The 26,165-nt window shown below is 66.9% G+C and carries 26 protein-coding genes; 9 read left to right on the forward strand and 17 right to left on the reverse strand.

Going from position 1 to position 26,165, the window contains the following annotated elements:
* Positions 1 to 46: 46 nt before the first annotated feature.
* Complete coding sequence (gene rpe / locus KBY77_RS02475; RefSeq protein ID WP_255101997.1) at positions 47 to 730, reverse strand: ribulose-phosphate 3-epimerase; 684 nt, start codon at positions 728 to 730, stop codon at positions 47 to 49.
* A gap of 168 nt (positions 731 to 898) precedes the next feature.
* Here rpe and glpX point away from each other — a divergent pair, with 168 nt between their 5' ends.
* The 7 genes from glpX (at position 899) to KBY77_RS02510 (ending at position 7,882) form a co-directional block, all read left to right on the forward strand.
* Positions 899 to 1,903 carry a class II fructose-bisphosphatase gene (gene glpX / locus KBY77_RS02480; protein ID WP_255101998.1) on the forward strand — a complete coding sequence of 335 codons (1,005 nt, stop codon included), beginning with the start codon at positions 899 to 901 and terminating at the stop codon, positions 1,901 to 1,903.
* 10 nt (positions 1,904 to 1,913) lie between these two features.
* Entirely contained in the window at positions 1,914 to 3,224 is a 1,311-nt protein-coding gene (locus tag KBY77_RS02485; protein WP_255101999.1) for a glutamyl-tRNA reductase, read from the forward strand.
* 121 nt (positions 3,225 to 3,345) lie between these two features.
* Complete coding sequence (locus tag KBY77_RS02490; RefSeq protein ID WP_255102000.1) at positions 3,346 to 4,641, forward strand: glucose-1-phosphate adenylyltransferase; 1,296 nt, start codon at positions 3,346 to 3,348, stop codon at positions 4,639 to 4,641.
* Positions 4,642 to 4,754: 113 nt separating this feature from the next.
* On the forward strand, positions 4,755 to 6,170 hold the full coding sequence (gndA, locus tag KBY77_RS02495) for an NADP-dependent phosphogluconate dehydrogenase (RefSeq protein ID WP_255102001.1): 1,416 nt from the start codon (positions 4,755 to 4,757) through the stop codon (positions 6,168 to 6,170).
* Positions 6,170 to 6,901 carry a 6-phosphogluconolactonase gene (gene pgl / locus KBY77_RS02500; protein WP_255102070.1) on the forward strand — a complete coding sequence of 244 codons (732 nt, stop codon included), beginning with the start codon at positions 6,170 to 6,172 and terminating at the stop codon, positions 6,899 to 6,901. The genes gndA and pgl overlap by 1 nt, the downstream gene beginning before the upstream one ends.
* A gap of 14 nt (positions 6,902 to 6,915) precedes the next feature.
* Positions 6,916 to 7,470 (forward strand): CIA30 family protein, encoded by a 555-nt coding sequence (locus tag KBY77_RS02505; RefSeq protein ID WP_255102002.1) that lies wholly within the window; start codon positions 6,916 to 6,918, stop codon positions 7,468 to 7,470.
* A 1-nt stretch (position 7,471) separates the two neighbouring features.
* A complete protein-coding gene (locus tag KBY77_RS02510; RefSeq protein ID WP_255111850.1) occupies positions 7,472 to 7,882 on the forward strand; it encodes a hypothetical protein in 411 nt (136 codons plus the stop codon).
* Here KBY77_RS02510 and ilvD read toward each other — a convergent pair.
* The 12 genes from ilvD to KBY77_RS02570 form a co-directional block, all read right to left on the reverse strand.
* A complete protein-coding gene (gene ilvD, locus KBY77_RS02515) occupies positions 7,866 to 9,536 on the reverse strand; it encodes a dihydroxy-acid dehydratase (protein WP_255102003.1) in 1,671 nt (556 codons plus the stop codon). The genes KBY77_RS02510 and ilvD overlap by 17 nt on opposite strands.
* A 78-nt stretch (positions 9,537 to 9,614) precedes the next feature.
* The gene (locus KBY77_RS02520) at positions 9,615 to 9,908 is read right to left on the reverse strand and encodes a hypothetical protein (protein WP_255102004.1); all 294 of its coding nucleotides are present in this window, start codon (positions 9,906 to 9,908) and stop codon (positions 9,615 to 9,617) included.
* Between the two features lie 36 nt (positions 9,909 to 9,944).
* Positions 9,945 to 11,447 carry a GMC oxidoreductase gene (locus KBY77_RS02525; RefSeq protein WP_255102005.1) on the reverse strand — a complete coding sequence of 501 codons (1,503 nt, stop codon included), beginning with the start codon at positions 11,445 to 11,447 and terminating at the stop codon, positions 9,945 to 9,947.
* Positions 11,444 to 12,046, reverse strand: a complete 603-nt coding sequence (locus KBY77_RS02530; protein WP_255102006.1) for a heme-copper oxidase subunit III — start codon at positions 12,044 to 12,046, stop codon at positions 11,444 to 11,446. The genes KBY77_RS02525 and KBY77_RS02530 overlap by 4 nt, the downstream gene beginning before the upstream one ends.
* A 3-nt stretch (positions 12,047 to 12,049) precedes the next feature.
* Positions 12,050 to 13,741: a cbb3-type cytochrome c oxidase subunit I gene (locus tag KBY77_RS02535; protein ID WP_255102007.1), complete on the reverse strand. Its 1,692-nt coding sequence runs from the start codon at positions 13,739 to 13,741 to the stop codon at positions 12,050 to 12,052.
* A 4-nt stretch (positions 13,742 to 13,745) separates the two neighbouring features.
* The gene (locus KBY77_RS02540) at positions 13,746 to 14,675 is read right to left on the reverse strand and encodes a cytochrome c oxidase subunit II (protein ID WP_255102008.1); all 930 of its coding nucleotides are present in this window, start codon (positions 14,673 to 14,675) and stop codon (positions 13,746 to 13,748) included.
* The gene (locus KBY77_RS02545; RefSeq protein WP_255102009.1) at positions 14,672 to 15,247 is read right to left on the reverse strand and encodes a DUF2231 domain-containing protein; all 576 of its coding nucleotides are present in this window, start codon (positions 15,245 to 15,247) and stop codon (positions 14,672 to 14,674) included. The genes KBY77_RS02540 and KBY77_RS02545 overlap by 4 nt, the downstream gene beginning before the upstream one ends.
* Positions 15,247 to 15,744 carry a DUF2231 domain-containing protein gene (locus KBY77_RS02550; RefSeq protein ID WP_255102010.1) on the reverse strand — a complete coding sequence of 166 codons (498 nt, stop codon included), beginning with the start codon at positions 15,742 to 15,744 and terminating at the stop codon, positions 15,247 to 15,249. The genes KBY77_RS02545 and KBY77_RS02550 overlap by 1 nt, the downstream gene beginning before the upstream one ends.
* Positions 15,745 to 15,853: 109 nt before the next feature.
* Positions 15,854 to 16,003: a hypothetical protein gene (locus tag KBY77_RS02555; protein WP_255102011.1), complete on the reverse strand. Its 150-nt coding sequence runs from the start codon at positions 16,001 to 16,003 to the stop codon at positions 15,854 to 15,856.
* 28 nt (positions 16,004 to 16,031) lie between these two features.
* Complete coding sequence (gene ggt / locus KBY77_RS02560) at positions 16,032 to 17,849, reverse strand: gamma-glutamyltransferase (RefSeq protein ID WP_255102012.1); 1,818 nt, start codon at positions 17,847 to 17,849, stop codon at positions 16,032 to 16,034.
* Positions 17,836 to 21,525, reverse strand: coding sequence for a hydantoinase B/oxoprolinase family protein (locus KBY77_RS02565; protein WP_255102013.1), 3,690 nt, complete (start codon positions 21,523 to 21,525; stop codon positions 17,836 to 17,838). Before KBY77_RS02565 ends, ggt begins: the two co-directional genes overlap by 14 nt.
* 9 nt (positions 21,526 to 21,534) lie before the next feature.
* On the reverse strand, positions 21,535 to 22,026 hold the full coding sequence (locus tag KBY77_RS02570; RefSeq protein WP_255102014.1) for a YajQ family cyclic di-GMP-binding protein: 492 nt from the start codon (positions 22,024 to 22,026) through the stop codon (positions 21,535 to 21,537).
* Positions 22,027 to 22,089: 63 nt separating this feature from the next.
* On the opposite strand from KBY77_RS02570, the gene KBY77_RS02575 reads away from it, so the two are divergent.
* Entirely contained in the window at positions 22,090 to 22,521 is a 432-nt protein-coding gene (locus tag KBY77_RS02575; protein ID WP_255102015.1) for an MAPEG family protein, read from the forward strand.
* Between the two features lie 12 nt (positions 22,522 to 22,533).
* Here the strand turns inward: KBY77_RS02575 and KBY77_RS02580 are convergent, their stop codons facing one another.
* On the reverse strand, positions 22,534 to 23,442 hold the full coding sequence (locus KBY77_RS02580; RefSeq protein ID WP_255102016.1) for an SPFH domain-containing protein: 909 nt from the start codon (positions 23,440 to 23,442) through the stop codon (positions 22,534 to 22,536).
* Positions 23,443 to 23,546: 104 nt separating this feature from the next.
* Here KBY77_RS02580 and KBY77_RS02585 point away from each other — a divergent pair, with 104 nt between their 5' ends.
* Positions 23,547 to 23,996: an NfeD family protein gene (locus KBY77_RS02585; protein ID WP_255102017.1), complete on the forward strand. Its 450-nt coding sequence runs from the start codon at positions 23,547 to 23,549 to the stop codon at positions 23,994 to 23,996.
* On the opposite strand, the gene KBY77_RS02590 is transcribed toward KBY77_RS02585, so the two are convergent.
* Genes KBY77_RS02590 through ebsA form a run of 3 tightly spaced genes read right to left on the reverse strand, consistent with a single transcriptional unit; the run spans position 23,974 to position 26,097 of the window.
* Positions 23,974 to 24,486, reverse strand: a complete 513-nt coding sequence (locus tag KBY77_RS02590; protein WP_255102018.1) for a DNA-protecting protein DprA — start codon at positions 24,484 to 24,486, stop codon at positions 23,974 to 23,976. The two genes, KBY77_RS02585 and KBY77_RS02590, sit on opposite strands and share 23 nt — an antisense overlap.
* 55 nt (positions 24,487 to 24,541) lie before the next feature.
* The gene (locus KBY77_RS02595) at positions 24,542 to 25,642 is read right to left on the reverse strand and encodes a phosphotransacetylase family protein (protein ID WP_255102019.1); all 1,101 of its coding nucleotides are present in this window, start codon (positions 25,640 to 25,642) and stop codon (positions 24,542 to 24,544) included.
* Positions 25,643 to 25,677: 35 nt separating this feature from the next.
* Positions 25,678 to 26,097, reverse strand: coding sequence for a type IV pilus biogenesis protein EbsA (gene ebsA / locus KBY77_RS02600; protein WP_255102020.1), 420 nt, complete (start codon positions 26,095 to 26,097; stop codon positions 25,678 to 25,680).
* Positions 26,098 to 26,165: the final 68 nt, after the last annotated feature.

Genomic DNA, 26,165 nt, shown 5'->3' on the forward strand with positions numbered 1-26,165 from the left:
CTAGCGCCCGACAGACTTGCCGAACAGCCGTGTTCCGTCCCCCCGCTCAGACCAGCACGGCCTCTGGCCGGCGGCTGTGGCGAATGCCCTCGATCGCGGCGCGGTAGTCCGGGGCATTGAACACGGCCGAGCCAGCGACGATGGCATTGGCGCCGGCTTCCACCACCTGCCAGGTGTTGTTGGCCTTGAGGCCCCCATCCACTTCGATCCAGGGATCCAGTCCCCGTTCGTCACACATCCGGCGCAGGCGGCGGACCTTTTCCACGGCCGAGGGGATGAAGCTCTGTCCGCCGAAACCGGGGTTGACGCTCATGATCAACACCAGATCGCAGAGCTCGAGGCAGTACTCGAGGGTGTCCAGGGAAGTGCCGGGGTTGAGCACCGCGCCGGCTTTCTTGCCGAGGTCCTTGATCTGACCGAGATTGCGGTGCAGGTGGGGGCAGGCTTCCACCTGCACGTAGATGTGGTCGGCACCGGCCTTGGCGAAATCGCCCACATAGCGCTCCGGCTCCACGATCATCAGGTGGACATCCAGGGGCTTGCTGGTGACGGGGCGCAGGGCCTCGACGATCAGCGGGCCGATGGTGATGTTCGGAACGAAACGGCCATCCATGACGTCGACATGGATCCAGTCGGCTCCAGCCTCGTCAACGGCCCTGACCTCATCACCGAGGCGGGCAAAATCAGCGGAAAGGATCGACGGGGCGATCACCAGAGGCTTCGTGCTCATGGTTGGGGCCACCGGGGGCAAAGGGAGCCCGCTGATTGTAGGAACGCACGGAGGGGGGTCTCGCACGGCGCTGATACAGTGACGCCCGCTTCTTGTCGGAAAGACCTTGCCGCAGCTGGTCTGCCTGTCTTTCTGCTGACGCCTTCATTCTCCCCCTGCCGGACCGTCGTGGATCGCACCCTCATTCAGGAATTGCTCGAAGTCGTCGAGCAGGCCGCCATCGCCTCTGCCCACCTCACAGGGCTGGGCAAAAAGGATGAGGCTGATGCCGCCGCCGTTGAAGCGATGCGCATCCGAATGGGCTCCATCGCCATGCAGGGCCGGATCGTGATCGGCGAGGGAGAGAGAGATGAAGCGCCGATGCTCTACATCGGCGAGGAAGTGGGCAGCGGCACCGGCCCCGGCGTCGATTTCGCCGTGGATCCCTGCGAAGGGACCAACCTCTGCGCCAATGCCCAGGACGGTTCGATGGCAGTGCTCGCCGCCTCCGACCGCGGCGGCCTCTTCAACGCTCCCGACTTCTACATGAAGAAGCTGGCGGCACCCCCGGCCGCCAAGGGCAAGGTGGACATCCGCAAGAGCGCGACCGAGAACATCGCCATTCTGAGCGAATGCCTGGGCATGCCCGCCAGCGACCTGACGATCGTGGTGATGGACCGCGCCCGCCACAAGGACCTGATCGCCGAGATCCGCGCCACCGGCGCCCGGGTCAAGCCGATCAGCGACGGTGACGTGCAGGCCGCGATCGCCTGTGGCTTCGCCGGCACCGGCACCCACTGCCTGATGGGCATCGGAGCTGCCCCCGAAGGTGTGATCTCCGCGGCGGCCCTGCGCTGCCTCGGCGCCCATTTCCAGGGCCAGCTGGTTTACGACCCCGCCATCGCCCAGACCAGCGAGTGGGCCGACTACACCAAGGAAGGCAACATCGAGCGGCTGAACTCGATGGGCATCACCGACATCGACAAGGTGTACGAAGCCGAGGAGCTCGCCTCCGGTGAGAACGTGGTCTTCGCCGGCAGCGGCATCACCCCGGGCCTGCTGTTCAAGGGTGTGGTGTTCGAGCGAGACTGCACCCGCACCAGCAGCCTGATCATCAGTTCGCTCGACTCCTCGGCCCGCTTCACCGACACGATCCACATCAAGCCCGGCGCCCAAAGCGTCGCCCTGCGCTGAGCACCCTCCCATGCACATCGCCGTCGTCGGCCTCAGCCACCGCACGGCTCCGGTCGAGATCCGGGAGCGACTGAGCATCCCCGAGCAGACGATGGAGGAATCCCTCCAGAACCTGCGCGGGGACTCCCAGGTGCTCGAGGCCTCCATCCTCAGCACCTGCAACCGGCTCGAGATCTACACGCTTCTGCGCAGCCCCGAACAGGGCATCCATGCCGTCGGCAGCTTCCTGAGCCAGCACTCCGGGCTCGACTTCGGCGAGCTCACACCCCATCTCTTCACCTACCACCACGAGGACGCGGTGGCCCACCTGTTGCGGGTGGCCGCCGGCCTCGACAGCCTCGTGCTGGGAGAAGGTCAGATCCTGTCCCAGGTGAAGAAGATGGTGCGGCTGGGCCAGGAACACGGCTCAATCGGACCGATCCTCAATCGCCTGCTCAACCAGGCGGTGAGCACCGGCAAACGGGTGCGCAGCGAAACCAACCTCGGCACCGGTGCGGTCTCGATCAGCTCCGCCGCCGTGGAGCTGGCCCAGCTCAAGGTGGGCCAGGCCCGTGGCCTCGACGAACTGGTGCCGCTTGATCAGGAGCAGGTGGCGGTGGTGGGGGCCGGGCGCATGGCCCGGCTGCTACTGCAGCACCTGCAGGCCAAGGGCTGCCGCGGCCTTGTGCTGCTCAACCGCACGGCAGAGCGGGCCGAGGCCCTGGCCGCTGATTTCCCTGAGTTCCCCGTCCAGTGCCGCCCGCTGAGCGACCTGGACCACTGCCTGAGCACCTGCTCACTGGTGTTCACCAGCACAGGGGCCGAGGAGCCGATCATCGACGCCGAACGGCTCGGCCGCCTGAACCGGCGTTCCTCCCTGATGCTCATCGACATCGGCGTTCCGCGCAACATCAGCGCCGACGTGCGGGAGCTCGGCGGCGTCGACGCCTTTGACGTCGACGATCTCCAGGAAGTTGTGACCCGCAACCAGGAAGCCCGCCGCGACATCGCGGCCGAGGCCGAAGGGCTGCTGCAGGAGGAGGCCCGGCAGTTCCTGGAGTGGTGGGACGGGCTGGAGGCGGTTCCCACCCTCAACCGCCTGCGCCAGCAGCTGGAGGAGATCCGCGAGCAGGAGCTGCAGAAGGCCCTCAGCCGCATGGGGCCCGACCTCTCCGTGCGGGAACGCAAAGTGGTGGAAGCCCTGAGCAAGGGCATCATCAACAAGATCCTGCACAGTCCGGTCACCAATCTGCGGGCGCCCCAGCCCCGCCAGCAACGCCATCAGGCGATGCAGGTGCTGCATCAGCTGTTTGCCCTCGACGCAGAGGGCGAGGCGACTTGATGTCGCCAGGGCTACAGCGGTTAGCCACAGTTTTGTGCTCAGGCCTGGCGTTCAGGCGTCTGGAGGCACCTGATCCGGTACGGTGCTCGCACGCTGACAGCAGCAGTCCCGGAGGGCATTGATGAAGAGGGTTCTGGCGATCATTCTTGGCGGCGGCGCCGGCACCCGGCTTTATCCCCTCACCAAGATGCGGGCCAAGCCGGCTGTACCGCTGGCAGGGAAGTATCGCCTGATAGATATCCCCATCAGCAACTGCATCAACTCGGGGATCAACAAGATCTACGTGCTCACGCAGTTCAACAGCGCCTCGCTGAATCGCCACCTCACCCAGAGTTACAACCTGTCCGCCGGCTTCGGGCAGGGGTTCGTTGAAGTGCTGGCGGCCCAGCAGACCCCCGACAGTCCCACCTGGTTCGAGGGCACAGCCGATGCCGTGCGCAAGTACCAGTGGTTGTTCCAGGAATGGGATGTGGATCAGTATCTGATCCTCTCCGGTGATCAGCTCTACCGGATGGATTACAGCCGTTTCGTGGATCACCACATCCAGTCCGGCGCTGATCTGACGGTGGGGGCCCTGCCGGTGGATGGGGAGCAGGCCGAGGGTTTCGGACTGATGCGCACCGATCTCGATGGCCGTATTCGTGAATTCTCCGAAAAGCCCAAGGGTGAGGCCCTTGAGGCCATGAAGGTGGACACAGCCCGCCTCGGGCTGGCGGAAGCCGAGGCAGCCCGACGGCCCTACCTGGCCTCAATGGGCATTTATGTCTTCAGCCGGGACACACTCTTCGATCTGCTGGCGCAGAACCCCGGCTCCACCGATTTCGGCAAGGAGATCATTCCCACTGCCCTGGGTCAGGGTGACAATCTCAGGGCCTACCTCTTCGACGACTACTGGGAGGACATCGGCACGATCGGGGCCTTCTACGAAGCCAACCTGGCTCTGACCGACCAACCGAGGCCGGCCTTCTCCTTCTACGACGAGAAGTTCCCGATCTACACCCGTCCACGCTACCTGCCTCCCAGCAAATTGCTGGATGCCCAGGTCACCCAGTCGATCATCGGTGAGGGCTCCCTGCTGCAGGACTGCAGCATTCACCACTGTGTGCTCGGCGTGCGCTCCCGCATCGAAGGCGAAGTGGTGCTGCAGGACACCCTGGTGATGGGCGCCGACTTCTTCGAATCCAGCGAGGAGCGGGCCGTGCTGCGCGAACGGGGCGGCATTCCGGTTGGAGTGGGCCGCGGCACGACAGTGCGCCGGGCGATCCTCGACAAGAATGTGCGGATCGGGCGCAACGTCACGATCGTGAACAAGGATCGGGTCGAGGAGGCCGACCGGCCCGAGCTGGGCTTCTACATCCGCAACGGCATCGTGGTGGTGGAAAAGAACGCCACCATCGCCGACGGCACTGTGATCTGAGCCAGCGGCTGAGCCTGCCGATCTGAGCGCTTGCTGACACAGGGGCCAGGCCAACGGCGTTCGGGCAGGCTCAAGGCCACACTGAACCGGAACGGCCTGCACGCCAACTTCTCATGAGCAAAGCACACTTCGGCCTGATCGGCCTCGGAGTGATGGGCGAGAACCTGGTCCTCAACGCTGAACGCAACGGGTACTCCAGCGTCGTCTTCAACCGCACCTACGCCAAGACCGAAGACTTTCTGAATGGCCGGGCCGCCGGGCTGAACATCATCGGTGCCCATACCCTCGAGGAGTTCGTCGGGGCCCTGGAGCGACCCCGCCGCATCCTGATGATGATCAAGGCGGGAGCACCGATCGACGCCATGATCGCCCAGATCTCACCCCTGCTCGAGGATGGTGACCTGCTGATCGACGGCGGCAACTCCCTCTACACCGACACCGAGCGGCGGGTGAAGGAGCTGGAGAGCCAGAGCTTCGGCTACATCGGCATGGGCGTCTCCGGCGGCGCCAAGGGAGCACTGGAGGGGCCGAGCATGATGCCCGGCGGCACCAAGGCCGCCTATGACGCCATCGAGGGCCTGGTGTGCAAGATGGCCGCCCAGGTGGAGGACGGCCCCTGCGTCACCTACATCGGCCCTGGCGGTGCCGGCCATTTCGTCAAGACCGTGCACAACGGAATCGAGTACGGGATCGAGCAGATCCTGGTCGAGGCCTACGACCTGATGAAGCGCTGCGCCGGCATGGATGGCCTGGCCATGGCCCAGGTTTTCGACGGCTGGAACCAACTGGAGGAGCTCTCCTCCTACCTGGTCGAAATCACCGAAGTGTGCCTGCGCACCAGGGATCCCGAGGATGGCGGAGATCTGGTGGAGAAGATCCTCGATGTGGCCGGCCAGAAGGGCACCGGACTCTGGACCGTGGTCAGTGCCCTTGAAATGGGTGTGCCGGTGCCCACCATCTATGCGGCGCTCAATGGCCGGGTGATGAGCTCCCTGCACAGCGAGCGCCAGGCGGCGGCAGCTGTGATCGCCGCGCCTGAGGCGGCGGCGGTCGAGCTGGGTGAACCCTCCGAAGGCATGCCAGCCCTGCGCGATGCCATCACCCTGGCGTGTATTGCCAGCTATGCCCAGGGCATGGCCCTGATGGTGGAAGCCTCGGCCCTGCATGAGTACGACCTCAACCTCTCCGCAATCGCCCAGATCTGGAAGGGGGGCTGCATCATTCGCGCCAAGCTGCTGCAGCGCATCCAGAACGCCTACGACGCCAACCCGGAGCTGACCAACCTGATGGTCGACCCCTGGTTCGCCGAACAGGTGAACGCGCGCCTCGCCGGCCTGCGTCAGGTGGTGGCCGGGGCAGCCCTGGCCGGCATCCCCGTGCCCTGCCTGAGCAGCACCCTCGATTACATCGACAGCTACCGCACGGCGCGGCTGCCCCAGAACCTGCTCCAGGCGATGCGCGACTGCTTCGGAGCCCACACCTACCAACGGGTGGACCGCGAGGGCAGCTTCCACACCGAGTGGCTGTGATGCGCAGCCAGCCGCCGGCCACCTACAGGATCGAAGTTGCCGCCGATGGCGGCGAGCTGGCCCGGCGCACCGCCGAGACCATCGCCGCCTGCATCGATCTGGCCCTGGCCCAGCGGGACCGGGCTCAGATCGCCCTCGCCGGGGGCGGCACACCTGCCGCCGCTTACCGGCTGCTGGCGCGGGAGCGGCTGCCCTGGCAGCGGGTTGATGTGCTCCTGGGTGATGAACGCTGGGTGGCAGCCGACGACCCCTCCAGCAACGCCCTGATGCTGCACCAGACCCTTCTGGCGGAGGCCCCGGGCTCCGAGGCGCGCTTCCATCCGGTACCCACCGACCTGGAGAGCCCGGAAGCCAGCGCCGCCGCCTACGCCGCCATGGTGGCCAGGCTCTGCCCCGGCGATCCACCGATCTTCGATCTGGTGCTGCTGGGTCTTGGGGAGGACGGCCACACGGCCTCCCTCTTTCCAGGAACCCCGGCCACTGCGGTGACCGATCGGGAGGCCACGGTGAGCGAAGGCAAAGGGCTTCCCCGGGTCACCCTCACCGCCCCGGTGCTGAGCGCGGCGCGCCAGGTGCTGTTCCTCGTGAGCGGGGCGGGCAAGCAACAGGCCCTGCGGCGCCTGCTGGATCCCGATGAATCACCCGAGCGCACGCCCGCCCGGCTGGTGTGCCCCCGCCAACCGGTGCTGATCCTCGCCGATGCCGACGCTGCGGCAGGCTTGGATGAGTGATCGAGCTGGCCCTGATGGTTGCACCCCTGCTGGTGGTGAGCGGTGATGGATTCAGCGGCTGGCTGGCCCTCAACGACACGATCATGGGCGGAAGCAGCAGCGGTGCCTGCCGCAGCGGATCGTCCGGACTGGTGTTTGAGGCGGAGGTGATCGAAGCCGGTGGCGGCTTCGTGAGCTGCCGCTCTCCCCTTTTCTCTCCACCCCTTGACCTGAGTGCCTACCGGGCGCTCCAGTTCGACCTGCGCGGCGACGGGCGCCGCTACAAGCTGGCCGTGGCCTGCGCCGATGGGGTGGCTGGCCTCACCGAACTGATACCGGGGGGGCTGCGCTGGGTGAGCGAATTCGCCACCAACCCGGATGGTCCCACCACGGTGGAGATCCCCTTCGAGCAACTGAAGGCCTCAGTGCGGGCCCAGCCCATGTCGCTGCCCCTGCTGCGCTTCGATCCCAGCCGGATCACGCGGCTGCAGATCCTGCATTCGAAGTTCGGCGACGATGGCCGACCCAACCCCGGCTTCCGCGCCGGTGCCCTGCGCCTCGACGTGGAAGCGATCCGGGCCGTTCCCTGACGTGAGCGAGCTACTGAGACGGGTGGCCGCTGCAGCTGATCTCTGCCTGAAACCCCATCGGCATGCGGTGGTGATCAGCTCTGGACAGCCTGAGCTGATCTCAGCGGGTCATGACACGGATCCCGACGCCGAGCCGGGCCAGGAGGATTGCAGCCTGCGGCTGCTCTGCCGCCGAGCCGATGGCGAACGGTCGGAGCTTGACGACATCGAGCTGGAGATCTACCGCAGCGGAGACGATCTGCACCTGATGCTGAGCTGGCCCGAGCAACCGGACCAACCCATGCTGTGGCAAGGCCACCATCCGGTCTGGATGGATGGTGACAGCGGCCAGAGATGCGAGCGACCACCCGCAGGGGCGGCACTGGAGGCACTGGCCCGGCGGCTGCGGGCTTTGCTCAGCCCTGATCGGTGACCGCCCCCAGGCTGCTGCTGCTGACCAGGCGGGCGTACTTGCCCAGCACTCCGGTGCGGTAGCGGGGCTCGGGTGCCGCCCAGGCAGCTCGGCGGCGCTCCAGCTCGGCCGGATCCACATTGAGCTGAATCAGCAGCTGATCGGCATCGACAGTGATGCTGTCGCCCTCCTGCACCAGGGCGATGGTGCCGCCCACGGCGGCCTCCGGGGCCACATGGCCCACCACCAGCCCGTAGGAGCCGCCACTGAAACGACCATCGGTGATCAGCGCCACCGATTCCCCCAGCCCCTGGCCCACGATCGCGGCCGTGGGCGAGAGCATCTCGCGCATGCCAGGGCCACCCACAGGGCCCTCGTAACGCACCACCACCACGTCGCCGGCATGGACCCCACCGGCGAGGATGGCCTCCAGGGCGCTCTCCTCGCTCTCGAACACCCGGGCCGGACCTGTGATCACCGGGGTCTTGACGCCGCTGATCTTGGCGACAGCCCCCTCTTCGGCCAGGTTTCCCCTGAGGATCGCCAGGTGCCCCTTGGCATAGAGAGGATTGGAGAGGGGCCGGATCACCTCCTGATCGGCCGGCGGCACGCTGGGGACATCCGCCAGCACCTGCTTGAGCGTGAGGCCCTCGATGGTGCGGCAGTCGCCGTGCAGAAGACCGGCATCGAGCAGCAGCTTCATCACCTGGGGGATGCCACCGGCCCGGTGCAGATCCACCGTCACGAAGCGGCCGCTGGGCTTGAGGTCGCAGATCACCGGCACCCGCTGCCGGATGGTTTCGAAATCATTGATCGTGAGCGGCACCTCGGCGGTACGCGCAATCGCCAGCAGGTGCAGCACCGAGTTGGTGGAGCCCCCCACCGCCATGATCACGCTGATCGCATTCTCGATCGCCTCACGGGTGATCAGATCGCGGGGGCGGATGTTCGCCTCGATGGCCCTCACCAGCACCTCGGCCGAGCGAGCGGCGCTTTCGGCCTTCTCCGGATCCTCGGCCGCCATGGTGGAGCTGTACGGCAGGCTCAGGCCCATGGCCTCGAAGGCAGAGCTCATCGTGTTGGCGGTGAACATGCCGCCGCAGCTGCCGGCGCCGGGGCAGGCGTTCTTCTCGATCGCCAGCAATTCCTCCTCATCGATGCGGCCCCCGGAGAACTGACCCACCGCCTCGAAGGCACTCACCACGGTGAGGTCGCAGGGGCCCAGCCGGCCAGGCTTGATCGTGCCGCCGTACACGAAGATCGCCGGGATGTTCATGCGGGCCATGGCGAGCATGGCGCCGGGCATGTTCTTGTCGCAGCCGCCGATCGCCAGCAGGCCATCCATGCTCTGGGCATTGCAGGCGGTTTCGATCGAATCGGCGATCACCTCCCGCGACACCAGGGAATACTTCATGCCCTCAGTGCCCATCGAAATACCGTCGCTGACGGTGATCGTGCCGAACATCTGGGGCATGGCCCCCGCCAGGCGGGCGGCCTCCTCGGCGCAGCGAGCCAGATCGTTCAGGCCGATATTGCAAGGGGTGATCGTGCTGTAGCCGTTGGCGATGCCGATGATCGGCTTGTTGAAATCACCGTCGCCGAAGCCAACCGCCCGCAACATGGCCCGGTTGGGAGAACGCTGAACGCCTGCAGTAATGGCGGCGGAACGGAGCATGAACCCTTCTGTGGCACCGCAAGCAACCTACCGAGGCGTGCTGCCAGTCCTGAGGCTTCGGGGATCAGGGTTCAGCTGTCAGGGTTCGGGGCTGAGGGTCTCTAGCTGACGGCGCACATCTTCGATCGCCCGGTTCAGCTCGTTCACCTTGTGTTGCAGCTGCCGCTCCAGCAACGGCCGCCGCTCGCCGTCGTCTCCCTCACGGGAGCCTCCCTGCAGGCGCGAGAGAGTGAGGCTGCGCCGCTGACGCTGGGCCAGGCGGCGGCGCTCGGCTTCAGCCAGCAACCACCAGGCCAGGCCTGCGGCACCGATCACCGCCCCGGCGACGGCACTGGCCAGGATGGGACTGGCGGGGGATCCGCGTTCGGCCATGGGTTTCTGGTCCTCCCAACCCCTGTTGAGGGAAGCCTAGAGCCGCTCCGCTATCCGAAGAGCATTGGCGATCACGGTGAGGCCTGGCGACACCATCGGGCAGCTGGGGAAGACACTGGCATCGGCAATGGTGAGGTTGACCAGGCCGTGGACGCGTCCGTCGCGATCGACCACTGAGAAGGCTGGATCATCGCCCATGCGGCAAGTGCCGCAGGCGTGGCCGATCACCGCCAGGGGCGCCTCGCCACGGGGGTAGAAGGGGGCCGGGCGCACCTGGGGGGTGAGCGGATCGGCGTCCACCGTTTTGAGCACGGAGAGCCAGCGGTAAACTAGGCGGTCGTGGGCCTCGAGGTTGTTGGCCAGGTACTGGATGCTCAGGCGCTCCCCTCGCAGCTCGATGCGGTTGTCGGGATCGGGCAGAACCGGACTCATCGCCCACCAGCAGATCGAGCGCACGGCCAGCTGCTCCAGGGCGGCGTTGGGGAGCAGCCGGGTGACGAGCGAGAGCACGGGAGGCGACTCGGCGAATTGGGCGTCCTGCAGCACCCCGCCACCGGTTTCGATGTGGCCGAGCGGAAAGCTGACGTTCTGATCGCCCCAGACGTAGTCGTTGACCCCGAGGCTGCGGGGGAAGCAGCCGCCATGGGTTTCGCGGGCCAGTTGGAGGATGGCGGTGAGCTGGGGTTTCATCAAGTTGCGGCCCACCTGGCCCGAACCGTTGGCCAGGCCATCGGGGTGAAGCTCACTGCGGGATCGCAGCAGCAGCGCTGGCGTGTTGACCGCACCGGCGGCCAGCACCACCTGATCGCCGCGGAACAGCCAGAGCTGGCCAGCGATCTCGGCTTCCACTCCCTTCACCTCACGGCCGCTGGGATCCACGTGCAGCTGGGTGACCCGGGCGTTGCTGATCAGGCGGGTGCCCGGATACTCGAGGGCCGGCTGAACCCCGAACAGTTCGGCGTCACCGCTGGGATCCTCCACCACCTCCGACCAGCTCAGCGGCAGGTCATAGGGATGGCTTCCCTGGCGCTCCAGCCCCTGGCGCAGGTGCTCGAACAGGGGATCCAGCGGCAGGGGCTGATGGGGATAGGGGCCACTGCGAGGGGGCTCATTCGGGTCGAGGCCGCCTCGGCCATGGACCCGGTAGAGAGCTTCGGCCCGTTCGTACCAGGGGGCCAGTTCGCCGTAGGTGAGGGGCCAGGCAGGGGCCACCCCCTCCTGCAGGGGCAGGCCTTCGAACTCACGCGGCCACATCCGCTCGAGCACACCGCCCCAGATCTTGGTGTTACCACCCAGGGCGTAGATGGTCTGGGGGTTGAAGGGATCGCCGTCAGGTCCGAACCAGGCCTCACCGGGGTGGTAGCGGTTCTCGCGGAACAGATCCACGCTGGCCACATTCTGATCGGCCAGGTCCATGGCCCCTCCGCGCTCCAGCAGCAGCACCGAGCGGCCCTTGGCCGCGAGGGCACCGGCCAGGCTGCCGCCACCGGCGCCGGAACCGATAACGATCACATCATGGTGCTGGTCGTCGAAAATCATGACCAGGCGTAGAGCAGAAGAAAGAGCAGCACCCAGATCACATCCACGAAGTGCCAGAACAGGGAGGTGGCTATCACCCCCTGCTCACCGGCGGCGTAGTTGGCAGGGCGGAAGGAGCGCTGCAGCATCAGGGCCATCAGCAGGATGCCGCTGAGCACATGCAGGCCATGGAAGCCGGTGAGCAGGTAGAAGCAACTGCCAAAACTGCCGCTGGTGATTCCGAAGTCAAGCGAGCGCCATTCGATCGCCTGGCCGTAGAGGAACACCGCCCCCATGGCCATGCTCAGCAGCCAGAAGGCACGGAATCCCCAGAGCTGACCCCTGGAGAGGAAGTGCTCGGCCAGAGCCACCGTGCCGCTGCTCGAAACCAGCACCACGGTGTACAGCAAGGGGGTGCGCCACTCCAGCCCCTCCACCCCTGGCGGCAGCCATTGCAGGGCGGAGAGCTTCAGGACCGCATAGCCGCTGAAGAACGCCAGGAAGATGACGCTCTCGGAGCAGAGAAAGATGATGAAGCCGGTGAGGCTGTAGTTGGCGTGCACCGCTTCATGGCCCTCAGGGGAAGGAGCAGCGGCATCAAGTGGAGGGCTGATGGTCATGGTTCAGGCCTGCAGAAGGGCGCGCTCGATCTCATCCTGGTGTTCCACAAGAGGTCGGCCGGTGCCATAGCCGTATGGACCGCTGATCACCGTGGGCACATGATCCTCGAAATTCTCAGCGGGCGGCGGTGAGGGCAGCAGCCACTCCAGGCCGATGGCATTCCAGGGATTGGCAGGGGACTTGGCGCCACGCACCCAGGAACTGACCAGGTTGAGCAGGAAGGGAATGATCGACACCCCCAGCAGGAATGCACCGAGGCTGGCGATCACATTCCAGAAGGCGAACTCAGGGTCATAGGAGGACACTCTGCGCGGCATGCCCATCAGGCCAAGGGGATGCATCGGAAAGAAATTGAGGTTGGTGCCGATAAAGGTAAGCAGAAAGTGAAGCTTACCCAGGCCTTCGTAGTACATATGGCCTGTGAACTTAGGGAACCAGTGATAAATGGCCGCATAGACACCCATGGTGGCTGCGCCGTAGATCACGTAGTGAAAATGACCAACCACGAAATAGGTGTTATTGACATGAATATCGACTGGCACGGTGGCAAGCATGATGCCGGTCACACCGGCAAAGACGAAGTTGAACAATCCGCCGAGGGCAAACAGCATCGCCGTGTTCAGCCGCAACTTGCCTCCCCACAGCGTGGCCAGCCAGGCAAACACCTTGATGCCGGTGGGCACCGCGATCAACATCGTGGTGACCATGAAGGCATCGCGCATCCACTGCGGCACGCCGCTGGGGAACATGTGGTGCACCCACACGATCAGGCTGAGCCCCACGATCACCAGTGAGGCGCCGGCCACGAAGGGATAGCCGAACAGAGGCTTGCGTGCATAGACCGGAAACAGCTCCGAGAACACCCCGAACACCGGCAGGATGATCACGTACACCGCTGGATGGGAATAAAACCAGAAGAAGTGCTGATAAAGCACCGGATCACCGCCCCCCTCGGGTCGGTAGAACGAGGTACCAACCACAAGATCGAAAAGCAACATCACCGCACCACCCGTGAGAGCGGGCAGGCCGATCAGCTGAATCGTCTGGGCTGAGAAGGCGGTCCAGCAGAAGATCGGCATCCTTGTGAGGGTCATCCCTGGAGCGCGCATGCGCAGGATCGTGGTCACGAAGTTGACCGCGCCCATGATCGAGGAAATGCCAGAAAGAGCAACCGCCAGGATCCAGAGGGCTTCGCCATTGATCAGATGGCCCAGTGGATTCTGCAGACTCACCGGCGGGTAGGACCACCAGCCTGACGAAGCCGGACCGCCTGGCACCAGGAAACTGGCCATCAGGATCACCCCGAACACCGGCACCAGCCAGAACGCTGCGGCATTCAGCTTGGGGAAGGCCATGTCGGGGGCGCCGATCATGCAAGGGATCAGCAGGTTGTTGAGCCCGTTTAGCACCGGGAAGATGAACAGGAAGAGCATGATCGTCCCGTGCATCGTGTAGAGCCCGTTGTACACGGTGCGATCGACCAGATCCGCCTCAGGTGTGATCAGTTCACCGCGCATGATCATCGCCAGCAGACCGCCCACCAGCAGGAAGAAGAGAGCGGTGGCGATGTACTGGATACCGATCACCTTGGCGTCGGTGTTGAAACTGAAAAAGCGCTTCCAGTTGTCCGGAGCACCGGGCACCGGATGGGGGGCCCGCAGGATGCGCGATTCGACGCCGGCAGTGGAGGTCATGGGATCAGCCGTCGTGGGGAAGGGTGTTGGAGCCGGGCACATTCACAAGCGGCGGCGGCGCCGGCTCGATGGTGGCGTAGCCGCTGGGGCGTTCGCCGCTGAGCTGCTGGGCGTATTCGCGGGCCGCATCGCTGAGGCCAGGCTGGAGCGGCAGACGGGAGGCGCGCCGCAGCCACTCCTGGTAGGCCTCTTCGCTCTCCACCACGACATCGGCCTGGTTGGCGGCGAACCAGGTGCCGCTGTACTCGGAGTCGCGCAGGCGGTAGCGCCCAGGGCGGGTTGCCGTGAGAAACAGGGTGATCGAACGTCCAGGGATCACCTGCTGCTTGAGGCGGAAGGCCGGCACATAGAAGCCATGGATCACGTCTTCGCTCTCCAGTTGCAGGCCGAGGCGGCGGTCGAGCGGCAGGTGCAGCTCAGTTGACGACACCCCGGCCACCGGGTAGCGGAACTCCCACGACCATTGCCGGGCGATCACCTGAACCTCCCCGCCGGGCAGAGGAGTGGCAGGCGCGGAGTTTGCCGTGGCTGGGCCATGGGCATGGTCCATGGGACCGATCAGGCCGATCTCCCTGTTCACCTGGATCGTGTAGGCGGCGATCGCCATCACCAGCACCAGGGGGATCACGGTCCAGACGATCTCGAGGGTGGTGTTGCCCTCGATCGGCTCCGCATCGCTCATGTCGTACTTCTCAGCCCGGTTGAAGAGCACAACCCAGACCATCACCGAGACCACGCCCACGAAGACGAAGGTGGCGACGGCCGTCTCGAAGCCGAAGAGGCCATCCACCAGAGGGGCAGCCGAGGAGGCAGACACCGGCAACCAACGGGGCACCTGAGCCCCCATCCAGACACTCAGCAGGGTGAGCAGCACCAACCAGACGGCAAGACCGATCAGCCGGGGCAGGGGAAAGCGCTGAGGGGTGGTGGTCATGGCAGGGCCTCCCGCAGGCTGGCGCCTTCGCCCAGCAGCTGGCTTGCCGTGACGTGCACACCGAACTCCACACCCAGCTGGGCACCGAGGGTGCCGTGCCAGGCCATCAGGGCAAACACAATCAGACCAACCAACAAGTAGACCCACTGCACCTGGCGGCCCATCTCACGACGCCAGCGGAAGCGCTGGAGTCCCCGCCAGAGGGTCATCAACACGATCGCAAACAGCAGGCCCACGCCCACGGCCCCATGCCAGAGCATGGTGGCTGTGCTGCCCATGGCGAAGCTGCTGGTGACACCGGGGAGCGGATCGGCCAGCTGCATCTCCACGAAACCTGCCGCCACCGTGAAGAAGCTGATCAGGCAGCAGGCAAGGAGGTTGTACCAGCCCACATCGTGAAGGCCGGAACGGGTGACCGGCAGGGCCAGGAAGCGGAACAGGCGCCGCTCGAAGGGGAAGAGCGCTCCAGCGATATCGAAGGCGATGGCAATCACGAACAGACCGATCGTGAGATGCACCAGGTTGGGGTGGATCGGCAGCCGGTAGGGCAGATCGTTGGCTCCAAGCTCCATCACACCAGACCTGCTCGCATCGCCTCCACCACCTTGACGGTGTGGAGGCCATAGACCCAGATCAACTGGTTGCCCAGCACCACCTGCACCACCACCAGGGCACTGAGCAGGCTGCCAGCCCCGAGAAAGGCCAGAGGCAGCTGCAGGGGATCACGGCTGCGGATCACGTAGCGCCAGGCGGTGAGCACCGAGAGAACTCCGGCCAGCACCCAGCCGAGGGTGCTGTGCAGGTTGAGGATGTCGCGGGAGGCGCCGTAGGGGTTGGCCAACCCTGCCTCCACCTGGCCGAAGATGATCGCGATGAAGATCGCCACCGTGGCGAAGAGCAGGTTCCAGAAGCTCACTTCGTACAGAGAAGGCTTGCCTGCCAGACGGCCGATCAGATCGAAGACGAAGGCGATCAGGGCCATCGCAATCACGAAATGGACCACGATCGGATGGATCGTATCGACCCAGGGGAGGTTGCGATCGTTGAGGGGAGGAAGGAGCTCGAACATGGGTGCACGCCCCTCGTGCCAGTGAATCCAGCTTCGGAGGCCGCACTCAGCGTGAGTGGCCATGGTCAGGAAATCCGGTTCTGACCCGCCGGATCGGCTCTGGTCTCGCTCAACTCCGGCGATTGACCAGCCAGGCGGCCCCCAGCAGGGCCGCGAGCACCAGGCTGATCTCGATCAGACCGCCGCTCCACATCCACTCCTGGAAGGTGAAGTCGGCCAGCAGCGCTGGACTGGGTGCAGGGGCAGACAGCAGGGGCACGGACCGGAGGCTCGGGGACGCCCCAGTTTCACTCGCCCGCCAGGGCCGCTTCCGCCCGCCGCGGATCCACCGCCCCAAGAGTTCCTCCGCCGGGGAGGGCTTCCAGCGAGTGGGCTGCCCCCATGGCCGGAGTAAGCCTCCAGCGGTGACCCATCGCCTCCAGCAGCCTGAGGGTGTCAGGGCTGACGCCCTCCTCCACCGCCAGCTCATCGGGCCAGTGCTGGCTGTGGATCCGGCTGGCAGCCACCGCGGAGGCCAGGTTCAGGCCGTGCTCGAGCCGGTTGAGCAGCACCTGCAGCACCGTGGTGATGATGCGGCTGCCACCGGGGCTGCCGGTGGCCAGCAGCGGGCCACCCTCGGGGCTGAGCACCAGGGTGGGCGCCATCGAGCTCAGCGGTTGCTTGCGCGGCTCGATCGCATTGGCATTCCCCTGCACCAGGCCGAAGGCATTGGCCGCCCCCGGCCGGGCCGTGAAGTCATCCATTTCGTTGTTGAGCAGGAAGCCGGCCCCCGGCACGCTCACACCGTTGCCGTAGGGGAAGTTGAGGGTGGTGGTGGTGGCCACCATGGTGCCTTCACGGTCGATGACCGAGAGATGGGTGGTGTTGGGGTGTTCAGCGGCGCGCCCCCCGGACGGGGGATCGAGCTCGCGTGCCGGCCGGTGGCGGCTGCGGCGGATCGTGCGGCGCAGCTCATCCGCATAGGCCTGGCTCAGTAACCGCTCCAGGGGCATCGCCACGAAGCGGGGATCCCCCAGCCAGCGGTTGCGGTCGCGGTAGGCCAGGTTCATCGCCTCCGCCATCGGATGCAGGGCAGCGGCGCTGTTGGGCCCCAGGGCCGCCAGATCAAAGCCGTTCAGGATGTTGAGCAGCTGGATCAGGGTGACGCCGCCGGAGCTGGGCGGGGGCATGGCGATCACGGGATGCCCACGCCAGGCGCCCACCAGGGGGGGCTGAAGACGGGCCCGGTAGCTGCTCAGATCCTCAGCGCTGATCAGGCCTCCCCGCCGGCGCATCAATGCCACCAGCTTCTGGGCCACCGGCCCCTGATAGAAGCCTTTGTCTCCCTCGGCGGCGATCTGCCGCAGGGTGGCCGCCAGCTGGGGTTGACGCAGGCGCTCGCCAGGCCGGTAGGGCTTCCCTCCGGGACGGAAGAACAGGCGCATCGACTCAGGATCAGCCCGCAACAGCGGTGCGGCGGCCTCCAGGGAATCGGCCAGGGCCTTGCTCACCACCACCCCCTCATCCGCCAGACGAATCGAGGGGGCGACCAGACGACCCAGGGGCAGGCGGCCGTAGTGGCGGTGGGCCAGCAGCAGCCCTGCCACCGTGCCGGGCACCCCCGTGCTGAGCAGGCTGCGGGTGGCCTTGTGGCGATCCACCGCACCGGAGGCATCGAGCAGCAGATCGGGCCCGGCCGCCAGAGGAGCACTCTCCCGGAAGTTGATCGTCACCGCCCGGCCCTTGCCCACCCGCACCTCCTGGGGCTGAAGCGGCCGTCCTCGCCTGAGCCGCTCCGGCTGCCAGAGCACAAGGAAGCCGCCGCCGCCCAGGTTTCCCGCCTGGGGATGGGTGACCGCCAGGGCAAAGGAGCTGGCCACCGCCGCATCGACGGCATTGCCCCCCTGCCGCAGCACATCACGCCCCACCCGGGACGCCTCCAGCTCCTGGCTGGCCACCATGCCCCCGGCCGACCAGAGCGGCTGGAAGCGCTGACTGGCCTCCTGAAGCACATTCGCTGCTGCCGCCAGCGGCAGCAGGCCGAAAGCCGCCAGCGGCAGGAGGGCCCATCCAACCGCCCTCAGCGGCAGCAGCCCTTTGGGAAGGCGGAGTTCAGGGACCGCCATAGCCACCACCTCCGGGGGTCTCGATCACGAGGGCCTCGCCGGCCGCCAGCGCCAGCTCCACAGATCCGCCCAGCTCCAGTTCGCTGCCATCGGCTCGGATCAGCCGGTTGCGGCCCAGCGCCCCAGCGCCACCGCCGGCCAGCCCGAACGGGGCCACCTCGCGGGAGCCGGAGAGAATCGCCGCAGTCATCGGCTCGAGGAAGCGGATCCGGCGCATCACCCCGTCACCGCCCCGCCAGCGGCCCACGCCGCCGCTGCCGCGCCGCAGGCCAAAGGCCTCCAGCCGCACCGGAAAGCGCTCCTCGAGAATTTCCGGGTCGGTGAGGCGTGAGTTGGTCATGTGGCTCTGCACCGCCGAAGCACCTGCAAAACCCTGGCCATCGAGACCGCGACCGGCGCCGCAGCCGCCGCAGATCGTTTCGTAGTACTGATGGCGCTGGTTGCCGAAGCAGAGATTGTTCATGGTGCCCTGGGCAGCAGCCATCACCCCCAGGGCGGCGAAGAGAGCGTTGGCGATCGCCTGCGACGTTTCGACGTTGCCGGCCACCACCGCAGCCGTCGGGCTCGGATGCAGCAGGCAACCCGGGGGCACCACCAGCTCAAGAGGCCTGAAACAGCCGGCATTGAGGGGCACCGACTCACCCACCAGGCAGCGGAACACGTAGAGCACCACCGCCCGGGTGATCGCCAGGGGAGCGTTGCGGTTGCCCCTGTCCTGGGGGGAGGTGCCCGTGAAATCGATCACAGCGCGGCGGGCGGGGTGATCGATGCACACGGTCACCTGGATGCGCAGGCCGCCATCGAGGGGGAGGCTGAAGGCGCCGGGCTCGAGCCGATCGATCACCCGCCGCACCGCTTCGGCTCCGTTGTCCTGCACGTGGCCCATGAAGGCGGTCAGCCGCTGGAGCCCCTCCCGCCGGGCCAGGTCCACCAGCAACTGGGCACCGAGCTGATTTGCGGCCACCTGGGCCTGCAGATCAGCCAGCAACTGCTCCGGGTTGCGGACGGGATGGGGACCGGACGCGAGTCGCCGCTGCCAGTCAGCGATGAGCAGCACGCCATCACGCAGCAGGGGCACGTTGTCGAGCAGGAGGCCTTCGTCCGCAAGGCAGCGGCTGAATGGGGGCATTGAGCCGGGGGTGATGCCGCCCACATCGGCATGGTGGCCCCGGGAGGCAACGAACCCAGCAGGGCTGGGCAGTGGTTCTGAGCCGGTTGTCGGGCTGATCCCTTCCCGGGGCACGAACACCGGTGTGATCACCGTGAGATCGGGAAGGTGGGTGCCGCCGTTGGCGGGGTCATTGGAGACGATCGCGTCGCCGGGCTTCAGGGGAGGGCGCTCTCCCCGCCGCACCGCCGAGAGCAGGCTTTCCACGCTGGCCCCCATCGAGCCGAGATGCACCGGGATATGGGGGGCGTTGGCCACCAGTTGCCCCTGGCAATCGAAGAGGGCACAGGAGAAATCAAGGCGCTCGCGGATGTTCACCGATCTGGCGCTCTGCTGCAGGCGCACACCCATCTGCTCGGCGATGGCACTGAAGCGGTGATTGAACAACTCCAGGCTCACGGGATCCACCGCTGCCCCCAGCTGCGCTGGTCGGTCTGCCTGCGGCCCATGACTGAGCAGCAGGCAGCCGTCGGGGCGGCACTCGGCCAGCCAGCCCGGCGCCAACCAGATGGTGCCGGTGGTCTCCACCACCAGGGCCGGCCCGTCGAGCCGCTCTCCAGACTTCAGGGCATCGCGGCGGTGCAGCGGAACGGATCGCCAGGCACCACCGCAGTGGAGCTGGATCAGCCGTTCCTCGGCGGCCGGAGATGCTCGATCAACTCGATCAAGGGGAAATGGTGAGCCGATCTCGGCCGCAACAGACTGCCCCGGGGCCACCACCTCCACCAGCAGCCACTCCACCACCAGCTCGGAATCTTCGGGTCGGTGGCCAAAACGGCGCTCATGGTCGAGCTCGAACTGCTGCCGCAGCAACCGGGCCTCCTGCAGCGGCAGGGTGAGCGTCCGCTCACTTGCACCGAGCCTCACCCCCACACTCACGTCGGCTCGGGCTTCGGCAGTCAGGGCCTGCCGGCCCCGCTTGAGCAGGGCGCGGGACTGCAGCTGGAGCTGCTCCACCAGAGCCTGATCCAGGGGAAGGCGCACCAGCTCCTGCAGCAGCAGTCGCTGGTCGGCCAGACCGATGCCATAGGCCGAGAACACCCCGGCCAGGGGATGGAGCAGCACCCGGGCCATGCCCAGCCGCTCAGCCAGGGCACAGGCGTGCTGGCCGCCTGCGCCACCAAAGCAGATCAGCGTGGCGCCGCGCACATCGTGGCCCCGCTGGATCGAGATGCGCCGGATCGCCTCTGCCATCCGCTCGATGGCGATCGCCAGGGCCCCTTCCGCCAGGTCCTCGGCCGTGGTGGAAACTCCGCTGGCCTGGCTGACCAGCTCCGCCAGCTGCTGAAACCCCCGCCGTACCACCGCCGCATCGGGCCCCTGATCGCGGCCTGGCCCGAAGACCGCCGGGAACGCCTCCGGCTGGAGGCGGCCCAGCAGCAGATTGGCGTCGGTGATCGTGAGCGGTCCGCCCCGGCGGTAGCAGGCCGGCCCGGGATCGGCCCCGGCTGAGCTGGGCCCCACCTGCAGGCGCTGGCCATCGAAGTGCAGCAGCGAACCACCACCGGCCGCCACGGTGTGGATCGGCAGCATCTCAGCCTGCAGGCTGAGACCGGCGATCTCCGTCTCCTGGCGGCGCTCCCAGCCAGGGGACGGCCCGCCGGCCTCTACATGGAAGACATCGGTGGAAGTGCCACCCATGTCGAAGCCGACGATGGGCGTGCTCCCTGCCGCCAGCCGTACCGCCGCCACCATGCCGCCGGCGGGGCCGGAGAGAATGGTGTCCTTGGCCTTGAGCAGCTCAGGTGCCACCAGGCCACCGCTCGACTGCATCACCCGCAGGCGGCAGTGGGGTCCGAGTTCGCAGCGCAGCTGATCCAGATACTCCGCCAGAGCGGGCGCAACCGTGGCCTCCACCACAGCCGTCTGGGCCCGGGGCACCAGCCGGGGCCTCCGGCCCACCTGGTGGGAGAGCACCACCGGTTCGAAGCCGAACGGCGCCAGCCACTCAGCCAGCTGGAGTTCATGGCGTGGATGGCGGGCGCTGTGCAGCAAGGCCACGGCGCAGCTGCTGAGGCCGTCGCTGCGGGCATCCGCCAGGGCACGCTCCAGGGTTGCATCGAGAACCAGAGGCGTGATCTCCGTGCCATCGGCCGCCAGACGCCCCTCAACCTCCAGCACCCGCCGGTACCGCGGGGCCGGCCGCTGGACGTGGAGGGCAAACAGATCGGGCCGGTGCTGGTCGTCGATCCAGGCGGCATCGGCAAAACCTCTGCTGATCAGCAACAGGGTGGGGGCACCCCGGTCTTCGAGCAGGGTATTGGTGGCCACCGTGGTGCCGATCCGCACCTCGCTGACCGCGCCGGACGGGATCGGTTGGCCGGGAGCCAGAGCCAGCAGCTCACGCATGACCGCCACTGCCGGATCCCCCGCCAACTCAGGCTGCCGCGACAGCACCTTGCGCACCACGAGCTCTCCGATCGGGGAGCGGCCCACGAGATCGGTGAAGGTGCCGCCCCGATCAATCCAGAAGCTCCAGCCCGGCTGAGTGCTCTCCGCTGCGTTCACACGGGGGGCTCAGCGGTAGTTCTCGAACTGGAGCGGCACGTCCAGGTCTTCGGCCCGCAGCAGCTGGATCACCTGCTGGAGGTCGTCCTTGTTCTTGCCGGTGACGCGCAGGCTCTCACCCTGGATCGCCACGGTGACCTTCTTGATCTGATCGCGCACGGTCTTGCTGAGCTTCTTGGCCAGCTCCTGGCTCAGGCCCTTGCGCAGCTTCACCACCTGCTGAATGCGGCTGCCGCCCACGGGCTCGGGGGTCTGGAAGTCGAAGATCTTCAGGGAGAGCTCCCGCTTGGTGGCCTTCTGGCGCAGCACGTCGGCCACCGCCTCCAGGGTCATGTCGCTGGCGGTGGTGATGGTGATGCTCTCGTCATCCAGCTCGATCTCGGTCTTCGAGTCCTTGAGGTCGTAGCGCTGACCCACCTCGCGCCGGACCTGGTCCAGGGCGTTCACCAGCTCCTGGCGGTCGAAATCGGAGACCACATCGAAGGAGTAGGTATCGGCCATGGGCGGCGCCGGACGGTTGAAGTTCGCCTAATCCTAGAAAAGGGGTCCCGCGCCCCCACGACGATGCCCTCTGTCCTGACCGCCGCGGCCCCTGCCCTGGCCTGGTCCCTGCTGCTCTCGGGGGCGGTGGTGATCCTCAGCCTGGTGCCCCTGGGGGCTGGGCGTGCCAGCGCCGATTTCACCCCGGCCGATCTGGCCGCGCCACGGGCGATGTTCGAGCGGCTGCCGGCCTGGGGGAAGCGGGCCAGCTGGGCGCACCAGAACAGCTTCGAGGCCTTCAGCCTGCATGCGCCGGCATGTCTGCTCGCTCTGCAGGCGGGGGCCGGCGGAAGCCTGCTGGTGGCGGCGGCCCTGCTGCAACCGCTGCTGCGCCTGGCCTACATCGGCGCCTACGTGGCAAATGTGCCACTGCTGCGCTCGCTCTGCTGGGCCGGTGCCCTGCTCTGCACGGCAACTCTTTACCTGGAGGGCCTCAGGGCCGTGCTGGCGCACTGAGAAGGGGAGCCCTTAACCCTTCTGCAGACCCCGCAGGGCAGCCAGCAACGCCGCCGGGCTCTGGGGATCCACCATCAGCACACTGCCACCGGGGGCCTTGCCCAGCTCCTCACCCATCGCCATCCAGTCCTGGGCCAGCAGCAGCCGCAGAGCCTCCGAACCAGACGGGCTGGCATCGATCAGGCGAGCCAGTTCAGCCGCGGCCCGGCCCCTGGCCATGGCCAGCATCTCCTGCTGCTTGGCCTGGGCTTCGGCATCGAGGAGGAGAGCCTCCTGCTGGGCCTTGGCATCAAGCACCAGGGCCTCGGCGCGGCCTTTGGCCGCATTCACCTCCGACTCCCGCAGGCCTTCCGAGCGCAGCACGGCCGCCCGCTTCTCGCGCTCGGCCGTCATCTGCTGCTCCATCGCCTGCTGAACGCCCTGGGAGGGCATGATGTCGCGCAACTCCACCCGGGTCACTTTCACGCCCCAGGGATCGGTGGCCTGATCTAGCTCCTTCAGCAGCATCTCGTTGACGTCCTGGCGGGTGGTGAAAGTCTGATCGAGATCGAGCTTGCCCATCTCGGCGCGGATCTGGGTAAGCACCAGATTCACCATCGCCGCCTGCAGATCATCGACGGCGTAATGGGCCTTGGCATGCTCCAGCAGCTGCCAGTACACCACCGCATCCACGGTGATCGAAACGTTGTCGCGGGTGATGCACTGCTGGGGAGGGATGTCGAGCACCCGCTCCTTCATCGACTGGTTGCTGACCACCCGCTCCAGGCCCGGCAGCACGAAGGACAGGCCGGGCTGGAGTTCGCGGTCGTAGCGGCCGAGCCGCTCCACCAGCAGGGAGCGGCCACCGCTGGTGACCTTCACCCCGCTGGCACCGAGCACGGCCAGCAGCACCAGGGCGGGGATGGACAACAGACCTTCCATGGCAGCAGTCGCGGCGGAACGCTCAGGAGAACAGCGGCCCAGGCAGAGCCAGGCTCACCCTAGGAAGGCCCCCGCCGCAGACTGGAAGGATCTGAGCGCTTGTGATGCAACCCCTGATCTGGCTTGCAGGTGGCGGGGTTCTGCTCCTGCTGGAGCTGCTGTTCCCCAGCGTGGACGGGTTCCTGATCGGCGGGGTGGCGGCGCTGCTGCTCTCGGCCGTCACGGCCCTGCTGCCCCTGGCCGCCCCCCTGCAGTTGATCCTGTTCAGCCTGCTCTTCCTGGGGGGCTACGCCGGGCTGAGGCGCTGGTCGCTGCGGGGGCGGCCCACGCCCAGTGCCCTCAGTGAGCCCGGCAGCGAGCGCGCCGAGGTGATCCAGCCCTTCGACGGGCAGGGCCGCGGGCGGGTGCGCTGGCAAGGGCAGAGCTGGGCCGCCGACCTGCTCGAGAGCGGCAGCGAGCAGGGACCCAGGGAGGGGGAGGAGGTGACCGTGCTGCGGCGGCAGGGGACTCGCCTGCAGGTGCTGGCTGTCCTCAGTCGAAGAACATCAGGCTGACCACCTTGTTCATGTCCTCGGCGGTGCGGCAGCTGGAGAGGAGGGTTTCGCTGTCGTGGAAGGCGTAGCAGATCAGTTGGTCGCAGCGGCCGATGATCTCCTGGTTGCAGAGGCTGCTGGCCATCGGCAGGGGCAACTCGTCGTGCTCGGGCTTCTCGACCAGATGCAGCACCCGCTCCATCTGCTCGCGGCTTTCGCTCGACTGGCGATCAAGGCTCTGGGGCAGCAGAACGGTGAGCCGAGCCGGATCGACGCTCAGCACGCCGCGGATCACCGCCGCGTTGACCCCCTGGGAGCCGGAAGTGATCAGGTTGTGACCCTCCTGGGCCAGGGAGCGGGCCACCAGCTCCACCAGGTGAATCGAGACGGCGGGAACGTGGCGGCTGCCGAGGATGGCGATGCGGCGCTTGCCGCGATCCTGAAGCAGGGCCAGCTCCTGGGCCAGTGTGTCAATCCGGTCGAGGGCCGGCAGATCAAGGGACCGGGTCACCTCGTGAATGCATCCGATCGGCCGAAACTAGCAGCGCCCTTGCGGGGCCCATGCTTCAGGCCTTCAGCACCAGGCCCAGGCGCTCGAACAGACGATCGAAGCAGCAGTGCTCCTCCACCAGGCGGATGGCGTAACTGGCCTTGACTGTCTCGTGCAGGCGCACATGGCCGAAGGCGCGCTCAATCACCTCCACCGTGGTCAGCGTGTCCTGCTCCACCTTGAGGATCGGCACCTCCAGCTCCTCAGCTCGACTGATCAGCTGGGGCAGAGGTTCCCCCGCCCCCGTGAGGATGAGGCATTGGGTGGAGGCCTCCAGGGCCGCCAGCTGGATGTCGGTGCGGTCAGCACCCGTGACCACCGCCATGTTGCGGCGACGGCGGAAAAACTCCATGGCGGAGTTGACGTTCATCGCTCCGATCGAGAGAGTTTCAACCAGCAGATCGAGCCGCTCGGGGCAGCAGAGCACCCGGGCTTCCAGGCGATCGACCAGCTCCTCGACAGTGACGCTGCGCAGCAGCGGGCTGCGGGGCATGACGCCGAACACGGGCAGCCCCAGCTGCTCCAGGGCGGGCACCACCTCGGCCTGCAGGCGATCCACCGCATCGGGATCGACGGCGTTGAGCACTACCCCAGCCAGGCGCTCCTGCAGCAGGTTGCGGGCCGCCAGCAGGGGATCGACACTGCGGCTGTCCTCCCAGAGATGGACCAGCACCACGGGTGCTTCAAGCCCCTTGGCCAGCTGGGGCAGGCTGAGGCCATAGAGCAAACCCTCGCTGAGGGTACCCGTGCCCTCGAGCAGGGTGAGGCCATCGGGGTAGGCATCCAGCTGCTCCCGCAGGCGGGAGAATCCCTCTCCGGGCTCCAGGTTGCCGCGCAGCAGCCGCTCCTGGGCTGTGGCAGCCTCCAGCAGGTGCAGGGATGGCAGCAAGTGCTCGTCAGGCAGGCCGAGGATGCTGCCAACGAAGCGGACATCGTCGTCGAGGCATGCCTGGGAGGGAGGGGTCTCGCCCTGCCGGGGAGGGCGCACGCTGGTGGCCAGGGGCTTGCCGTAGCGGACGGAGAGTCCCTGTTTCGCCAGGGTCCGGGTCAGGCCGAGCACCAGGGCTGACTTGCCGCTGAAAGGATCACAGGATCCGATCAGCAAGGTGCTGCTCATGGCATGACCTCTGGGGTTGGCGCTGGCTGGTCAATCTAGGCGCCGGAGGTCTGGGGAGATTCCCCGAGCAGGAGCCAGCGCCAGAAGGCCTCCGGCAGATCGAGCTGGGGGTCACCGAATGCCTGGGGCTGCCGGTGCTCGAGCAGGTCCATCAGCCAGCGCACCAGCTGATAGGTGGGCAGATCGAAGCTGTAGCCCAGTTCGGCTGTTGCCGGGAAGCTCAGCTCACAGTGACTGGTTTCCTGGGGAGCCAGCCCCGCCCGCCAGCGCAGCAGGAACGGATGCTCCCCGTCGGGGCGCAAGCGCCGAATTCCCTCGATCTCGCCGATGGCCAGCTGGTCGAGGGCCTGGATCAGCCAGGCTTCCCGCAGCACGCCATCGCAGTAGGGGGCGTAGAGGGCCACCTGGCCGGGATCATGGCTGGGGGTGGCTCCGAAGAACGACAGAAGGCCCAAGGGAGGAGCGGTGGAGACGGCCGGAAAAAGAACGGGGAACCGCCGCGAGTGAGTGGACGTTGGCCAGG

The sequence above is a fragment of the Synechococcus sp. Cruz-7E5 genome (assembly GCF_024345995.1).
GTDB lineage: Bacteria > Cyanobacteriota > Cyanobacteriia > PCC-6307 > Cyanobiaceae > Regnicoccus_A.

Coding starts and splice junctions, on each gene's coding strand:
- KBY77_RS02530 (WP_255102006.1), bottom strand. CDS start 12,046: ATGACCATCAGCCCTCCACTTGATGCCGCTGCTCCTTCCCCTGAGGGC.
- KBY77_RS02585 (WP_255102017.1), top strand. CDS start 23,547: ATGCAACCCCTGATCTGGCTTGCAGGTGGCGGGGTTCTGCTCCTGCTG.
- KBY77_RS02575 (WP_255102015.1), top strand. CDS start 22,090: ATGCCCTCTGTCCTGACCGCCGCGGCCCCTGCCCTGGCCTGGTCCCTG.
- ggt (WP_255102012.1), bottom strand. CDS start 17,849: ATGGCGGTCCCTGAACTCCGCCTTCCCAAAGGGCTGCTGCCGCTGAGG.
- KBY77_RS02525 (WP_255102005.1), bottom strand. CDS start 11,447: ATGATTTTCGACGACCAGCACCATGATGTGATCGTTATCGGTTCCGGC.
- KBY77_RS02545 (WP_255102009.1), bottom strand. CDS start 15,247: ATGGAGCTTGGAGCCAACGATCTGCCCTACCGGCTGCCGATCCACCCC.
- gndA (WP_255102001.1), top strand. CDS start 4,755: ATGAGCAAAGCACACTTCGGCCTGATCGGCCTCGGAGTGATGGGCGAG.
- KBY77_RS02485 (WP_255101999.1), top strand. CDS start 1,914: ATGCACATCGCCGTCGTCGGCCTCAGCCACCGCACGGCTCCGGTCGAG.
- rpe (WP_255101997.1), bottom strand. CDS start 730: ATGAGCACGAAGCCTCTGGTGATCGCCCCGTCGATCCTTTCCGCTGAT.
- KBY77_RS02580 (WP_255102016.1), bottom strand. CDS start 23,442: ATGGAAGGTCTGTTGTCCATCCCCGCCCTGGTGCTGCTGGCCGTGCTC.
- pgl (WP_255102070.1), top strand. CDS start 6,170: ATGCGCAGCCAGCCGCCGGCCACCTACAGGATCGAAGTTGCCGCCGAT.
- ilvD (WP_255102003.1), bottom strand. CDS start 9,536: ATGCTCCGTTCCGCCGCCATTACTGCAGGCGTTCAGCGTTCTCCCAAC.
- KBY77_RS02550 (WP_255102010.1), bottom strand. CDS start 15,744: ATGTTCGAGCTCCTTCCTCCCCTCAACGATCGCAACCTCCCCTGGGTC.
- KBY77_RS02490 (WP_255102000.1), top strand. CDS start 3,346: ATGAAGAGGGTTCTGGCGATCATTCTTGGCGGCGGCGCCGGCACCCGG.
- KBY77_RS02540 (WP_255102008.1), bottom strand. CDS start 14,675: ATGACCACCACCCCTCAGCGCTTTCCCCTGCCCCGGCTGATCGGTCTT.
- KBY77_RS02570 (WP_255102014.1), bottom strand. CDS start 22,026: ATGGCCGATACCTACTCCTTCGATGTGGTCTCCGATTTCGACCGCCAG.
- KBY77_RS02535 (WP_255102007.1), bottom strand. CDS start 13,741: ATGACCTCCACTGCCGGCGTCGAATCGCGCATCCTGCGGGCCCCCCAT.
- KBY77_RS02520 (WP_255102004.1), bottom strand. CDS start 9,908: ATGGCCGAACGCGGATCCCCCGCCAGTCCCATCCTGGCCAGTGCCGTC.
- KBY77_RS02505 (WP_255102002.1), top strand. CDS start 6,916: ATGGTTGCACCCCTGCTGGTGGTGAGCGGTGATGGATTCAGCGGCTGG.
- KBY77_RS02595 (WP_255102019.1), bottom strand. CDS start 25,642: ATGAGCAGCACCTTGCTGATCGGATCCTGTGATCCTTTCAGCGGCAAG.